The organism is Pseudoalteromonas prydzensis (assembly GCF_011050055.1).
GTDB lineage: Bacteria > Pseudomonadota > Gammaproteobacteria > Enterobacterales > Alteromonadaceae > Pseudoalteromonas > Pseudoalteromonas prydzensis_A.
The window spans coordinates 1-14558 of sequence record NZ_DRGM01000104.1 but is presented as its reverse complement, the minus strand read 5'-3'; the positions used below and the strand labels follow the sequence as shown (position 1 = coordinate 14558).

Annotated in this window: 12 protein-coding genes and 1 pseudogene; 6 read left to right on the top strand and 7 right to left on the bottom strand. The window is 40.8% G+C overall.

Features of this window, described 5'->3' with window-relative positions; all coding sequences use genetic code 11:
- Window positions 1-13 precede the first annotated feature (13 nt).
- The 3 genes from ENH88_RS09670 to elbB all read right to left on the bottom strand — a co-directional run bounded on the left by ENH88_RS09670 (window position 14) and on the right by elbB (window position 4006).
- The gene (locus ENH88_RS09670; protein ID WP_304182050.1) at window positions 14-2587 is read right to left on the bottom strand and encodes a diguanylate cyclase domain-containing protein; all 2574 of its coding nucleotides are present in this window, start codon (window positions 2585-2587) and stop codon (window positions 14-16) included.
- 193 nt (window positions 2588-2780) lie between these two features.
- A complete protein-coding gene (locus tag ENH88_RS09665) occupies window positions 2781-3173 on the bottom strand; it encodes a c-type cytochrome (protein WP_304182049.1) in 393 nt (130 codons plus the stop codon).
- Window positions 3174-3355: 182 nt separating this feature from the next.
- Window positions 3356-4006 carry an isoprenoid biosynthesis glyoxalase ElbB gene (gene elbB / locus ENH88_RS09660; protein WP_304182047.1) on the bottom strand — a complete coding sequence of 217 codons (651 nt, stop codon included), beginning with the start codon at window positions 4004-4006 and terminating at the stop codon, window positions 3356-3358.
- 829 nt (window positions 4007-4835) lie between these two features.
- On the opposite strand from elbB, the gene polA reads away from it, so the two are divergent.
- The gene (gene polA / locus ENH88_RS09655) at window positions 4836-7571 is read left to right on the top strand and encodes a DNA polymerase I (protein ID WP_304182046.1); all 2736 of its coding nucleotides are present in this window, start codon (window positions 4836-4838) and stop codon (window positions 7569-7571) included.
- A gap of 55 nt (window positions 7572-7626) precedes the next feature.
- On the opposite strand, the gene ENH88_RS09650 is transcribed toward polA, so the two are convergent.
- Both ENH88_RS09650 and ENH88_RS09645 read right to left on the bottom strand, forming a co-directional pair.
- Window positions 7627-8436 (bottom strand): lipase secretion chaperone, encoded by an 810-nt coding sequence (locus tag ENH88_RS09650; RefSeq protein WP_304182044.1) that lies wholly within the window; start codon window positions 8434-8436, stop codon window positions 7627-7629.
- A gap of 3 nt (window positions 8437-8439) precedes the next feature.
- Complete coding sequence (locus ENH88_RS09645; RefSeq protein ID WP_304182043.1) at window positions 8440-9360, bottom strand: lipase family alpha/beta hydrolase; 921 nt, start codon at window positions 9358-9360, stop codon at window positions 8440-8442.
- 441 nt (window positions 9361-9801) lie between these two features.
- Here ENH88_RS09645 and ENH88_RS09640 point away from each other — a divergent pair, with 441 nt between their 5' ends.
- Both ENH88_RS09640 and ENH88_RS09635 read left to right on the top strand, forming a co-directional pair.
- Entirely contained in the window at window positions 9802-10389 is a 588-nt protein-coding gene (locus tag ENH88_RS09640; RefSeq protein WP_304182041.1) for a YceI family protein, read from the top strand.
- Window positions 10389-10910: a DUF1285 domain-containing protein gene (locus tag ENH88_RS09635; RefSeq protein ID WP_304182040.1), complete on the top strand. Its 522-nt coding sequence runs from the start codon at window positions 10389-10391 to the stop codon at window positions 10908-10910. Before ENH88_RS09640 ends, ENH88_RS09635 begins: the two co-directional genes overlap by 1 nt.
- Here the strand turns inward: ENH88_RS09635 and yihA are convergent, their stop codons facing one another.
- The gene (gene yihA, locus ENH88_RS09630) at window positions 10911-11573 is read right to left on the bottom strand and encodes a ribosome biogenesis GTP-binding protein YihA/YsxC (RefSeq protein ID WP_304182039.1); all 663 of its coding nucleotides are present in this window, start codon (window positions 11571-11573) and stop codon (window positions 10911-10913) included.
- A 295-nt stretch (window positions 11574-11868) separates the two neighbouring features.
- Between yihA and ENH88_RS09625 the strand changes: the two genes are divergently transcribed.
- The 3 genes from ENH88_RS09625 (at window position 11869) to ENH88_RS09615 (ending at window position 14349) form a co-directional block, all read left to right on the top strand.
- Window positions 11869-12501, top strand: coding sequence for a c-type cytochrome (locus ENH88_RS09625; protein ID WP_304182038.1), 633 nt, complete (start codon window positions 11869-11871; stop codon window positions 12499-12501).
- A 745-nt stretch (window positions 12502-13246) separates the two neighbouring features.
- The gene (gene yihI / locus ENH88_RS09620; RefSeq protein WP_304182037.1) at window positions 13247-13837 is read left to right on the top strand and encodes a Der GTPase-activating protein YihI; all 591 of its coding nucleotides are present in this window, start codon (window positions 13247-13249) and stop codon (window positions 13835-13837) included.
- Window positions 13837-14349 carry a DUF2489 domain-containing protein gene (locus ENH88_RS09615; RefSeq protein ID WP_414704827.1) on the top strand — a complete coding sequence of 171 codons (513 nt, stop codon included), beginning with the start codon at window positions 13837-13839 and terminating at the stop codon, window positions 14347-14349. The genes yihI and ENH88_RS09615 overlap by 1 nt, the downstream gene beginning before the upstream one ends.
- Before the next feature lie 61 nt (window positions 14350-14410).
- Here ENH88_RS09615 and ENH88_RS09610 read toward each other — a convergent pair.
- A pseudogene (locus tag ENH88_RS09610) lies at window positions 14411-14558 on the bottom strand (oxygen-independent coproporphyrinogen III oxidase); the annotation flags it as partial.

Below are 14558 nucleotides of genomic sequence, written 5' to 3'. Positions count from 1 at the left end.
AACGAGCCTACGCTTAGTTTAATAGTTGCTCGACTGTGGGAGCTGCTGGTATTGCAGTGCTGCTATTAATTGCATGTTGCTTACCAATGAATAGCAATAAACCATGGCTGTCGAGCAAGGCTCTATAATTGAGGATTGAAGGGCCTTTTGCTATTACTTTAACTTGCTTTATTTTAGTAATTGCGAGTACGCCTTGCAGTTGTAAATCAAAGCTTTTTTGTTGTAACACCCGTTTACTAAAGGTAGAGCTAAGCAGTAAATAATCGAAATGAAGATCGCACAGTAAATTAAGTTCGCAACGGTCTTTGGCAAAATCATTTAAGCCAATCGAATAACCCAGCTCATTGAGCATTTTTAAATTACTCATTTGCACAGCCGAAGCGTAACGGATCTCTTGTTCATTAAATAATAAACAAATTTGTTTTTTGACGTTGTGGTTTTGCATTGTTTGGCATAACGCTTGAAACTCAATTTTTTCGAGTAATAAGCCAGAGCAAGGAAACAATACCTTAGCCAATTGTGCCGCTTGGATCTGTTGACAGGCTGTAGTTAATAATTGCAATTCAACTTCGAGCTGTTGCGCTTTATCTGCGGCAAATTTCTTTAATATTTCAAAACTGGTGCTACCAAGTACCGGGTGTTCACCAAATGCTTCAAGTAATGACTCTGATTGATGCTGTTCATCGAGTGTGATGATTTCAGAGCAGCGAAAGTGCATTGGTAAAGAATCTAAGTGATGGCTGGTCTCTAATTCATAAGGACTCGTACCGGCACTAAGTAACGGATGATAAAACTCAAAGCGGCTGCGGCCTGCATTTTTGGCATAATACATCGCAGCATCTGCATCACGGATAATTTCATCGGTATGTTTATAATTTGTTTTAGAGTAGGTGATCCCGACACTGGCACCGCTTTGTACACAAATACCTTTCATGCAAAATGGTTTTTTCATTAGTTCGATTAAGCGCTTAGCCACATCTTCGGCTTGCTGACGTTCGGTTAAGTGGGTTAATAAAATAACAAACTCATCGCCACCTAAACGAGCAAGTAAATCATGCTCACGAATACACTGTGAAAACGATTCACTAACCCCAATTAAAAACTGATCGCCCGCTTGGTGCCCTAGCTGATCGTTAATATCCTTAAACTTATCTAAATCAATAAACAGTACCGCAAACTGCTGCTCAGGGTAGCGTTGATAATGCTGTAAAGTCTTTTCTAACTGAGTTAAAAATAGACTCCGATTAGGTAATCCCGTGAGCGGATCATGATGGGCATCGTGATATAGCTGTTGCTCTATTTTTTTTCGCTCTTCAATTTGCATTTGTAAGTGCATATTGGTTTGACGAATTTCTTTGGTTTTTTCAGCAACTCGATATTCTAACTGCTGGTGACTGTGTTTTAATGCCTGAGCCGCTAAATGAGCTTGTAAAACGGTGGCAATCTGATGTGAAACAAAGGTGATAAGTTCAAAATCGTCTTGATCAAAAACATGTTTATTATTATAGGCTTGGCAGGTTATCAGGCCAATAACACCTTGTGCTGTTTTAAGTGGCGCACCTAACCAACTGGTTGCTGCGTGTAAATCAGCGTATGACTCTGGACGTTCTACTTCGCCAGATTTTCGCAGCTTCTCTGCGCGGGTAGAGTCAATCAGCTGAGTTTGTTCGGTACGTAAAACTAATTCACTATAACCTTTGGCAAAAGGACGCGGTTGAGTATTCTCTCTATATTCATCTACACAGTACGGAAAGTTTAACCAGCCGGTTTCTCGATCGTACAAGGCAATGTATAAATTTTCAGCGTAAGTTATTGACTTTATTATTTCATGTACCTGTAGATAGACTTCATCAATATGCTTCGTTTGCGTTGCTAATTCTGAAATTTTAAACAGAATATGTTGGCGTGCGAGGGTTTTTTTATGTTGTTCTACTTCGAGATTAAGTGCTTCATTACTTTGTGTTAAGGCGCGAGTCCTTATTTTTACTTCAGACTCTAGTAGTTCGCGCTTTTTTACCCGCTCGATAGCCGTCGATAAATACAGCGACATCACTTCTAGGAGTTCAATTTGTTGCTCAGAATAACATTGTTCCTTGTCGTAACTTTGCGCAACTAATACACCAATAATACTTTGCTCTCTGTATACCGGCACACCGACCCAATGCTCCGCAGGTGTACCAAGTACCTTAAATAATCCTTTATCCGCAGCGGCCTGCATCTCTTCACCTTGGAAGTAGGTGGTTTTGCCTTGTTTAAACACATACCCAGTAACGCCTTGGAGAAAGTTATGATCTTGATTAAGGGGCACCGAAATACCATCTTTTTCATCGGCAAAGTAAGATAATTCAAGGGTGTTACTAAATTGATTTAATAGCACCACGTAAAAGCTTTTACTGGGTACATAATCTTGCAAAATATTGTGGATAGCAGGGTAAAGTAGCGTTAATTCGGCAACAGAACTGGCTTGCTCTGATAATTGGATCAGGGCATTTTGTAAGTGGTGTGATTGCTTATACTTTTGGACTAAAGCTTTTAAACGACTATTCTTATGCTCTAGCTTATGTAATAAGGCCGTTATATCTTCCAATGACAGTAACCGATTTTTATTATTGTATATTTATTGGGCTTATATTTTCACTTTTTCGGTTAATCGTCAAGCGGACAATAGTATTAGAAAAGCATAATAATAAATAATGATAAAGGTAGGGGTAAACTTATTATGGTAATAAAAAAGGCTGATTAAAATCAGCCTTTATAAAAATGTAGTACAGTATTAAGTATTAATTTTTGGTCATGAAATCGATGGCTGCTTGTAGCTCATCATCTGAACAATCCATACATGTGCCTTTTGGTGGCATCGCATTAAAACCGTTAATTGCATGATTTAAAAGAGTATCTGCGCCTTTAGCTAAGCGTGGAGCCCAATCATCAGCTGATTTTGGTGCGCCGAGTGCGCCAGTACCATGACATGCAAAACAGGCAGCTTGGTAAACTTGTTCACCAGTGCGAGGACCCGTCGGCACTTCAGCAACGGCTGCTTTATCGCCTTCAAAGTAAACTGCACCAACCGGTGCGATACGTTTTTTGATCGCATCTTCAGTCATAGAATTATCATATGGCTGTGCGTATGCGGTGGTTGCTAGCAATAATAATGCAGCTGATAGTTTTTTCATTTTGCCTTGCTCACTTCGATTTGAACGTGATCAATCACGATAGATGACGGAATTTAGCACGATTATAACGCTTAGCCACAATTTATAAAACGCTGTGAGCTGTTTTTATTTTGAAAAAACGACATTTTTTGTGTTAGCGCAAAAAATGTCGTTATAAAACTCAGTAATTGTTCGCTAATGGTTTAACACATTTTAATGACAGCTTTGACCAGTTTTTCAATCCCGGCATCGGCATCCAAAATTGATTGTGCCAGCATATAAGCCGGTGTGCTAACTAGTTTGTGTTGCTCATCAATTACGATCTCATTGACGGCACATTCAACATGATGCGCGCCAAGGCTCTTAAGTGAATCGGCAGTATCAGCGTCATTACCTATGGTCGCTTTAACACCATTATCATAGAGCAAAGGGATCATTGCAGGTGCTATACACATATAACCTGCTGCTTTGTTGGCATCAGCAAATGCTTTACCTACGCGTAGCATTTCAGCGTTTAATTGTGCTTGTGCACCTTTGCTAGCAAAATCACACAGATTTTTAGCTGCGCCAAAGCCACCAGGGACAATTAACGCATCAAAATCATTAACTGCTAATTGAGATAGCGCTTTAATATCACCTCTGGCAATACGTGCCGCTTCAACCAATACGTTACGATTTGGCAGCATTTCTTCGCCACTGAGGTGGTTGATAGTATGTAATTGTTCGATATCAGGAGCAAAACATTGATAGCTTGCGCCAGCTTTCGCAATATGTAATAAGGTTAATACTGCTTCGTTGATCTCCGCACCGTCATAAACTCCACAACCTGCTAAAATTACAGCTATTTTTTTCATAAATTATGCCCTTATTTATTTATATATATACCCAAGCCATCTCAAGATGCAGAATTCAGCGTTTCACAGGTGCTTAATATCAAGGCGTTACTTTGCAAGAATGGCAGTCCCTTTTAAGAAGTAACAACGATGAGAGTAAGTACCTGTGAAACGCCCAAGGGGTTGGTTTAAAAGCGATTTATACTGCGTTATTGATTTTAACAATAGAACCACTATTACTTGCAATCAATGCCTTGCCTAAATCGCTTTTAATTCCAACTGAAACTCGCATCTTGAGGTGGTTTGGGTATAGTCAGTTTAGCATGACTTTTTAGTGGTCGTCGTGACCTTTGCAAGATCATTTTATGATCTTAACCATGAGCTATTAAAGATTATTTTTATTTTCTAATGCTCTCAAGGGTGAGTAAAAACACGCTATATGCTTTTTTAAAAGATCGCTAAGAGGAAAAAATTATAAAGGATCACTATGATCTTTGATCCATTGTGATAGAATGCTCGTCCGGTTATTTATAAGGGATGAATTAACCGTTATTAGTTGTACCAACAAGCAAAATAAAGAGAAACGCTAAAATGCTTTTCCACATTGCTATAAAAATAATAAAAAAAGAACCTCGCATTATCTTTTTTAAATAAAACATACACTTAAACCTTTTCTAAGCAGTTTTTAATTGCTTTGGAGGAATAGCTTGTGGGTGTTATCTACATAGTTATCCACAGCTTGCTCTTGTTTGGTCGATTAAACAAAGCTTAATTGGCAGTCGTTTTATCTGTGTCCTTATGGCATGCTTATAATTATTTCGTTTTCTCTCATTTAGGATCCAATTACACCATGGCTCAGATCCCTGAAAATCCACTTATTTTAGTTGATGGCTCTTCCTACTTATTCCGTGCATATCATTCACCACCGCATTTAACTAACTCCAAAGGTGAAGCAACCGGCGCTATTTATGGCGTTGTAAATATGATGAAAAGCCTGATCAAACAATATGATCCAAGTCATATGGTGGTGGTTTTTGATGCTAAAGGTAAAACTTTTCGTAATGATATGTACAGTGAGTACAAGGCCAATCGCCCACCGATGCCCGATGACTTACGTACCCAAATAGCGCCGTTGCATAGTATTATTAAAGCGATGGGCTTTCCGCTTATTAGCATTGAAGGTGTGGAAGCCGATGACGTGATTGGTACTTTTGCACGAATCGCCTCAGAGCAACAGCGCCATGTATTGATTTCAACCGGCGATAAAGATATGGCTCAGTTAGTGAATGAGCATGTCACCTTGATCAATACCATGACCGACAGTATTTCTGATCCCGAGACGGTTGTTGAAAAGTTTGGCGTTGGTCCTGAGCTAATTATCGACTACTTAGCCTTAATGGGTGACAAGGTTGATAACATCCCTGGTGTAGATGGCTGCGGTCCTAAAACGGCGGTTAAGTGGTTACAAAAATACGGATCGTTACAAGGTGTGCTTGATCATGCCGATGAGATCAAAGGTAAGATCGGCGAAAAACTTGCCGCAGCCGTTGCGCATTTACCGCTAAGTTATGAACTGGCGACCATTAAATGTGATGTTGAGGTTGAATCAGACCTAGATACTTTCAAACTACAAGAACCTAACCGAGACGAATTAATCGCTTTATACGGTGAATGCGAATTCCGCCGTTGGTTGGCTGAACTACTTGATAACCCGAAAGATACCGATACTCACTTAGCAGTGCCAAGTGAAGCGAATGAATTACCGCAAGTGGCTGATGCTCACTATGAAACAATCCTGACCACAGAGCAATTAGATACTTTAGTCGAGCAATTAAATGCCGCTGAACTATTTGCCTTTGATACAGAAACGACCAGCCTTGATTATATGCAAGCGCAGCTTGTGGGTATGAGCTTTGCTGTAAAAGCGGGTGAAGCCGTGTACTTGCCGATTGCCCATGATTACCCAGGCGCGCCTGAGCAATTAAGCCTAGAGACGGTAATGGCTAAGATTGGGCCAATTTTAGCAGATAAAAGCAAAGCGAAAGTAGGGCAAAACCTTAAATACGATAAGAGCGTATTAGCCAATGCCGGTTTTGAACTTAAAGGGATTAAGTTCGATACTATGCTTGAATCTTATGTGTTCAACAGTGTTGGCACGCGCCATGATATGGATTCGTTAGCACTAAAATACCTAGGTCATAAAAATATCAGCTTTGAAGATATTGCCGGTAAAGGTAAAAAGCAGCTGACGTTTAATCAAATTGAACTGGAAAAAGCCGCGCCGTATGCAGCTGAAGATGCCGATATTACGCTGCGCTTGCATGAAGTGTTATGGCCTAAAATAGCTGCCGATGAAAAACTTAAAGCGGTATTTGAAGAAATAGAATTACCGCTGCTTAGTGTAATTTCAGATATTGAGCGCACTGGTGTAGCAATCGATAGCAAAATGTTAGCGGCACACAGCCAGCGGTTAGGTGAGCGCCTAATTGAACTGGAAAAAGAAGCCCATGAAATTGCCGGTGAACCGTTTAACTTAAGCTCACCAAAGCAACTACAAGTACTGTTGTTTGAAAAACTCAAACTACCCGTTATTAAAAAAACGCCAAAAGGCGCGCCATCGACTGCGGAAGAAGTGCTGCAAGAGTTAGCTCACGATTATCCACTGCCAAAAGTGATCATCGAGCACCGCGGTTTATCTAAGCTTAAATCGACTTACACCGACAAGCTGCCATTAATGGTGAATGAGCAAACTAACCGTGTGCATACGTCTTACCATCAAGCGGTAACGGCGACAGGGCGTTTAAGTTCGACCGATCCTAATTTACAGAATATTCCCATTCGTTCAGAAGAAGGGCGTCGTATTCGAGAAGCCTTTATCGCTGCTGATGGTTATAAAATTGTCGCTGCCGATTACAGCCAAATTGAGCTCCGTATTATGGCGCATTTATCGCAAGACAAAGGTTTACTCAGTGCGTTTGCCAATGGTCTTGATGTGCACAGTGCAACCGCTGCAGAAGTATTTGGCGTTGCTTTAGAAGATGTCACTACCGATATGCGTCGTAAAGCCAAAGCGGTTAACTTTGGTTTAATTTATGGCATGTCGGCATTTGGTTTAGCGCGTCAACTTGATGTGCCACGTCATGAAGCACAACACTATATTGATAAATACTTTGAGCGCTTCCCTGGGGTGCTTGAGTATATGGAGTCAACTCGAGGCAAAGCGGCTGAAAACGGTTACGTTGAAACCATCTTTGGTCGTCGCCTGCATTTACCTGAGATCAATGCCCGTAATGGCGCTCGTCGTAAAGGGGCGGAGCGTGCCGCGATCAATGCGCCAATGCAAGGCACTGCCGCTGATATTATCAAAAAAGCGATGTTAACGGTCAATAAATGGGTGTATGAACAAGCACCGGGTACCGTTAAGTTACTAATGCAAGTGCACGATGAATTGGTCTTTGAAATTAAAACTGAGTGTGTTGAACAATACACTACAGAAATTTGCCAGTTAATGTCTGATGCTGCGAAATTAGATGTGCCATTAGTTGTAGAAGCTGACAGCGGAGATAATTGGCAACAAGCCCATTAACACTGAGCTTTTTGAATCATGTAAGCGTGGCTGTACTGTGTACAGCCACGTTTTTTTAGCTCTGGGGAAACAGTGCTAAAAACCGTCTTTTTTGATTTTCGGTGAGATGTTGATTGAGTAATTGCGCGATCTTTTGCTCGGCTTGCTGTGGATCATGATGTTGTTTTAGCTGCACAATTTGTTGCTGCAATTGCTCGCTAAGCGTTTGCCACTGTAGGCGTTGCTGTTGTAATGCAATTAACCGTGTTGCTGCGGCATCGCCGAATTCCGCTGCGAGTTGATTGTAATCTTGCTGCTGCAATGCCTCTTTATAGCTGTTGTTTAATTGCTGTAACTGTTGCGTTGCTTGCAATGATTGAGTGATCTCATCGGATTGCTCAGCGTCAAGGTTAGCTAACAGCTGTTGCTTCAGCTCTTTAGTTAAACTGTTATCGGCATTGATGGCTAATTTGGCGATTGTATAACGTTGCCACTGATTATCGTCAGCAAAGAGCAAAGCAATTTCAGCTTCGCTAAAATAGCGCTGCTGAAAAGCAATCATTTCAGCTAATTGTTCACTTAGTGGTACATGAGCGAGTTGTTGTTGCAGCTCTGCTAGCGCGACTTTAAAGCTGAGGTAGCGATTAAATAGTTCACTGTTTTTCTTGCAAGCAGCCAATTTATCGCAATGCTGTTGCGCTTGCAAAGCGGTAAATTCAGCGGACTCTTGGCTGGCTAAAATAATGTGTTCAAAAACGTTATCAATCGCCACCGGGATATCCACCTGCGGTGGTGGTGTAGCTACTCGTTGCGCTGGGTTGGATAAGTAAATTAACATGCTGCTAGCGACAGCAATCGCTAGCACTAGGCTGAATAACCATTTCATTATTTACAGACCTAAGTTTTTCAAGCGATTGGCATGTTGGCGATAGACAGTCAGCGGATCCGTGGCAAACAAATGATGGAAGCCAATCATCTGGTTTACTTGATCAAGGTGGTTCATCCGATAATTATCTTTTAAAACATAGCCTAAATGACTGCTACAGCGTGACACTAAACCGTCGTCGTCCCCTGGGATCAGCAACGAGGTCAGTGCTAATGCAGCATCTGATGGGTCAAAAGCATTGGTTAAAGTGCGAGTGCCACTCCAAGAGAAATAATACACCCCGTTACTTGCACGCATAGGACCTTGTTGGCATGGTGATGCTGGTAAACCTTCTGGGTATTGCTGATTAAATGCCAGCGCGCCCTCTGTGGTTAAACTCTGCAAAGCACCCATTGCATCTTGTGGTAACTGGCTATTGCCAGAAAGTAAGGCAATGAGTCCACCAAAAGCATCAAAAGCGGCTTTTGCTACCCCCTCAAGCGTTGAACCAGGTGTTAGTCCTTCACGGACGACATCAGCCACTGGACTACCAAAATTCACTCCGCCAACACTGGTTGCAGAAGCAACTAAGTCGGGGCGTAGTGAGGCCACATAGCGAATACTCTGCGCTCCTTGACTGTGACCGATTAGGTTTACTTTGGCAACGCCTGTGAGTGCAATAATTTGTTCAACTTGTTGCAGTAATTGTTCGCCGCGTTGTTCAGAACTATGCAGCGAGGATACGGCTGTAACGAAAACCTGTGCACCGTCACGACTGAGACTCGTGGGCACCCGATAAAAGTAATCAACCCCTAACACATCGTCAAAGCCCATTAAGCCATGGGCTAATACAATGGGATATTTGGTTTGGGTGTAGCCGGCCTGCGCGGCATTACAGAAGATAAATAGCAAACTGCATAGGTATAGCATGGTTATTTTTTTCATGATCTGTGCTCTTTTATTGTGTGTGTTGTTGGTAGCTTTTGAGCTGCTTAACCAGTTCAAAAGACGTGGAGTTTTTATTCTAATAAGTTAATAGAACAAATTTTGAGCACACAATCAATGTTAATATTAAGTTAAATTAACATGCAATTTGTAGATTTCGTTATATGTTTATCAATTCTGCAGGTGAGTACCTGTATTTAGTTTATTTATCATTATTAGTTTGCTAAAGTCCGCGCGTCCTCATCCTGTAGGACATCCTGTTGATGATGCACTCGAAAGGGTGCAACGTATTGATAGCTTCTCCCCAGTTTGCTATACCGACCCAGTATTCATTTACTGGGTTGTTTTTTACCCCTCTTATTTAATTAAACTGCTATTGATTGCACTTCATAGAACAAGTGATACCATTGAATCTCATTTTCATTTTGAAAGGAATGCGTGATGGTTAAGTCAATTGCGATATTGGGTCTTTCGTTATCAAGCTTATTAGTCTCTGGTGTTGCCAGTGCTGATTGGCAGGTTAATAATGATCAAAGTAAAGTAAGTTTTGTGTCTATTAAGTCAAATAGTATTGCTGAAGTGCACCACTTCAAAAATGTGTCAGGTAGTTTAGCTGAAAATGGTTCTTTCTCGGTCGATATTGATCTGAGCTCAGTTGAAACTATGATCCCTATTCGTAATGAACGCATGACTCAGTTGTTATTTGAAACCGCGAAGTTTCCAACAGCAACCATAACAGCAAATTTAAGTAAGCAATTAAAAGTGCTTAAGCCTGGCCAACATGTGTTTGAAGGTGTCAGTGCTGAACTTGATTTTCATGGCACTAAGCAAGAGATTAAACTGGATGTTATGGCCAACCTGTCTTCGCAAGGGGATATTAGCGTTTCGTCAATGAGCCCGATTATCATTAATGGCGCAGACTTTGCCGTCATAGATGGCATTACACAACTGCAAAAGTTAGCCGGTTTGCCATCAATAGCAACGGCTGTGCCTGTTAGTTTCTCATTAACGATGAGCAAGCTTAAATAATGTACTCTTTGAATGAGCTTGCCACAGCACTTGAACAGCCAAGCAAGCCATTTTCACAGTGGCAGCCGCAGCATTGTGGCGAGCTGCCTATTATCATTAACCAGCAAGGTGAGTGGTTGTATGGTGGCAGTAAAATTAATCGTATCGCTATGGTTAAGCTGTTTGCCTCAGTTTTGTGTAAAGAGCAGGATACGTTTTATTTAAAAACGCCAATCGAAAAAATAGCCATTACAGTCCACGATGCTCCTTTTATAATCGTTAATTGGCGCTTTGCAATGACAGAGCAAGGGCAAGTGTTATGTTGTGTGGATAATTTACAGCGAACGTGGCTAGTAACGTGCGAGCAGCCTTTAATAGTACAAGGTTATCAGGGTGCTGATGTACCGTATTTACAGTTACCTTATGGCTGTAGTGCGCGGGTCTCTAGAAGTGTGTTTTATCAGTGGGCTGAAATAGCCGATGCTGATCAGCAAGGCTATTTCATTCAATCTGCGGGTCAGCGCTTTTACTTAAATGTGTGATTAAGCATCTGATTCAGGCGTTTGTTCAACATCAGTAGGCGGTATCGCAACTATTGGTCCTAGGAACCATTCATCTAATTTCTTCGCAACTTCAGGTAATCCAGTGCCTTTTAAAGATGAAAATGCATGAACGGTAATATCACCCTCTAAAGTGCTTAATTCGCGACGAACTTGCAAAACTTGTGCTTTACGAGCGCCTTGCTTTAATTTGTCTGCTTTAGTTAACAATGCCAATACTGGAATTTCACTGCCAATTGCCCAGTTAATTAAATCACGGTCTAAATCTTTAAGAGGATGACGAATATCCATTAGTACAACGATACCCTTTAAACTTTGACGTTTTTGCAGGTATTCGCCTAATGACTTCTGCCACTTCTTTTTCATTTCGATCGGTACCTTAGCAAAACCATAACCAGGTAAATCGATTAGACGCATATCATCAACATCGGCTAATTCAAATGTGTTAATGAGCTGCGTGCGGCCAGGGGTTTTACTGGTACGCGCCAGTTTTTGGTCTGTTAAAGCATTAAGAGCACTAGACTTACCGGCGTTGGAGCGGCCTGCAAAGGCAACTTCAATACCCGTATCAGTAGGTAATTTAGTGATATCTGGAGCGCTGGTTACGAACGACGCAGTGTTATATTTGATACGAGATTTGAGCACAGGCTCTCCTAGAAACTTAATTAAGTATTACAGCGAGTAAACTTTACTTAATTAAAGTTCACTTAAGGGGCGCATTTTATACTATTACGACACTATTAAAAAGCTGATTTGGACGAAGATCGCAGCCTAAAATAAACTAAAACGGTAGCTCTAAAGCTTAATCTAGGTCAAAACCCTATAATTTATAAGTTTAATATGAGTAGAAAACGTGCCAGAGAATTTATTATCGTGTAGAATATATAAATCACAACATCCATATTGTAGATGATACAGGGTCGGAAACAGAGAATTCACCATGAAAAAAATAGCACTATCTTTAACTATATTGCTTGGTGCGTTGTCAGCAAGCAACGCAACAGCATTTGATGGCGATGTAAACGCAGGTAAAGAAAAATCAGCAACGTGTGCGGCTTGTCACGGCCCAGACGGTAATGCGCCGGTTAATATCTACCCAAAAATTGCAGGCCAGCACGCAGATTACATTTATAAGCAACTTGTCGATTTGAAATCAGGTATGACTTCAGGTGGCAAAAAAGGTCGTATGGACCCTGTCATGAGCGCAATGGCAATGCCATTAAACGATCAAGACATGAAAGATGTAGCGGCTTACTTTGCATCACTTAACATGTCAGAAGGTGCGACACCTAAAGATGTAGTTGAAGTTGGCGCAATGCTTTATAAAGCTGGTGACGCAGAACGTGGTATCCCAGCATGTGCTGCATGTCATGGTCCACGAGGGAATGGCTCATCATTAGCTATGTTTCCAAAAATCTCTTTTCAACATCCTGAATACATCAAGGCACAACTTGAAAAATTCCGTGATGGCACGCGCCACAATGATTTAAATGGCATGATGCAAGATATTGCGAAGAAACTAACGGATAAAGATATCGAAGTACTGTCTAAGTACCTAGGTGGACTACACTAAAGTAGTATAGATTAATTGTATTATTAATACTAAACTCCATATTAGTTACAAAAAGCAGCGTAGGCTGCTTTTTTTGTATTTGTAATTTGTCGATATTACCCTTCTCTTTGTGAGACATTGACCATGTCTGAGTGTAAGCTAAATCTTATTTTTATTTTTGTTTTTATCATAACCTACTGTAATTTAATGTTTTCACAATGTTGCAATTTATGTTGTGTAAGAAAAGTTATATAAATTAGTTGTAACAAAATTATTAATGCGTAAATTAACCCCTGTCGCTGCAACAATAAGAACAAAATGGATTAAACTACACGGAAAGTAGTGTGACGTGATTATCGGGGATAAGACATCGGTTGATGTCTGCAAGGGAATATTAAAAAAGAGTCAATGAAGACCGAGAATAATAAAATCTCATGGAAGTTTAAAATAACAACAAAATGGAATGTTACACGGAAGGTAAAAATAATAACAACATGGAACAACAAAAATAATAACAATAATAAAGACTAAAAAGTCGAAGGGAGAAGTGTCCAGTTAAATGGCGCTCAGATTAGCAGGCGGTAGAGATGTTTTCTCTACCGCCTTTTTATTTGTCCTGTTACAATAGTCACTGTATATAAATAGAGTGCGCTAGTAGTCGAGTTACCCAACCTCATTCCGCACAAACCGAATTCTTCTGGCAAGGCCAGCATCGCAACGCCACAGTGCGCGTTGCTCAAAACCTCTTAAGTGAGATGATCAAGATATGAGTAGAACTAAAAAGTCACGTAAAATCCCGTCTAACGGTCCTGTTCGTTTAAGCCAAGATAAGCTTAAAGAAATGCGTGCGTTAAAAGAGCAGCGTGTTAAAAAAACCAAAGGTGCTAAACCAGGTTCACGTAATTCGATTGATGCTTTACAGCCAGAGAGCAAAGGCAATCAGCAACATAAAGACAAACGTGTTGGTAGTAAAAAACCAATCCCTTTAATTGCCGTTGCACCTGAACCAGTTATTGAGCTTAAACGTAACTTGAAGCCACAAGTTGAACTGAAAAAAGTAGTTCAGCCTGAGCTTTCACCAGAGCAAGAACTAGAAGCGCTAGAAAATGACGAGCGTCTATTAAAGCTGGTTGAATTGCATGAAAGTGGTCAGTTATTAACAGGTAAAGATGCTAAATACTTCAATAGTCGTATTGCTCGCCATCAAGTGTTATGTGAATTACTGGGTATTGAAGACGAAGACGCCGCTGATGATTTTGATGATGAAGAATTTAGCGAACAAGGTAATAGTGATTTTGATCATTACTTGTCGAACGATTTAGCCAATGAATGGTTAGATGACGAGGACGATAAATAATGAACATGATGATCTTAGCTCTGTGTGTTGGTGCTGTGATCATTGCGGGGCTGGCATTTTATGCCGGCCAGTTACTGTATAAACTCAGTGCGCAAAAAAAGCAGATAGTGAAAGAGCAGGCAAAGCAACAAGCAAAGCTTGCCCAGTCGCGTTTAGAGCGTAATGCCAAACTCGCCGATAGTATTCATTTAATCGCTCGTGCTATGCATCAGGAGCAGTGTGAGTTTTCAGAAGGGAGCTTACGTATCTGGGTGCTAATGTCGCAATACAGCTTTACGGATGACGAAGACCTTCCAGGGCGTTATCCAGGTATATTTGCTATGTATGAAGTAGTAAAAGAAATGCCAACGCATGACGCTCGTAAAAAATATTCGAAAAAAGAAATATTTAAACAAGACAGCGCTCGCTGGCGTGCTGAAGAAACTCATGCAAAGCAAATTAAAGCTGACTGTGAGAAAATCATTGAAGAGTTTAAAGCAGCCCCTGGTAGCGAAAACGTGGTGTTTAACTAATTTTACAGTATCTATAAAAAAGCAGACCTCGGTCTGCTTTTTTTATGCTTGTGTGTTCAGGTTAAATTACCCGTGAGAACCGAGTCGCGTTAATCTGGTTTTGTAAATGGGCGTCAAAGCACATGCAGATGATGCGAATAAATAAGTTACCCCGTTCGGTCACAGTAATCATGTTTTCATTGATAGTTACCATACCATCCGCTACGAGT

Bases quoted from the DNA above. Each gene is read 5' to 3' on its own strand.
- ENH88_RS09665 (WP_304182049.1), bottom strand. From the start codon at position 3,173: ATGAAAAAACTATCAGCTGCATTATTATTGCTAGCAACCACCGCATAC.
- elbB (WP_304182047.1), bottom strand. From the start codon at position 4,006: ATGAAAAAAATAGCTGTAATTTTAGCAGGTTGTGGAGTTTATGACGGT.
- polA (WP_304182046.1), top strand. From the start codon at position 4,836: ATGGCTCAGATCCCTGAAAATCCACTTATTTTAGTTGATGGCTCTTCC.
- ENH88_RS09650 (WP_304182044.1), bottom strand. From the start codon at position 8,436: ATGAAATGGTTATTCAGCCTAGTGCTAGCGATTGCTGTCGCTAGCAGC.
- ENH88_RS09645 (WP_304182043.1), bottom strand. From the start codon at position 9,360: ATGAAAAAAATAACCATGCTATACCTATGCAGTTTGCTATTTATCTTC.
- ENH88_RS09640 (WP_304182041.1), top strand. From the start codon at position 9,802: ATGGTTAAGTCAATTGCGATATTGGGTCTTTCGTTATCAAGCTTATTA.
- ENH88_RS09635 (WP_304182040.1), top strand. From the start codon at position 10,389: ATGTACTCTTTGAATGAGCTTGCCACAGCACTTGAACAGCCAAGCAAG.
- ENH88_RS09625 (WP_304182038.1), top strand. From the start codon at position 11,869: ATGAAAAAAATAGCACTATCTTTAACTATATTGCTTGGTGCGTTGTCA.
- yihI (WP_304182037.1), top strand. From the start codon at position 13,247: ATGAGTAGAACTAAAAAGTCACGTAAAATCCCGTCTAACGGTCCTGTT.
- ENH88_RS09615 (WP_414704827.1), top strand. From the start codon at position 13,837: ATGAACATGATGATCTTAGCTCTGTGTGTTGGTGCTGTGATCATTGCG.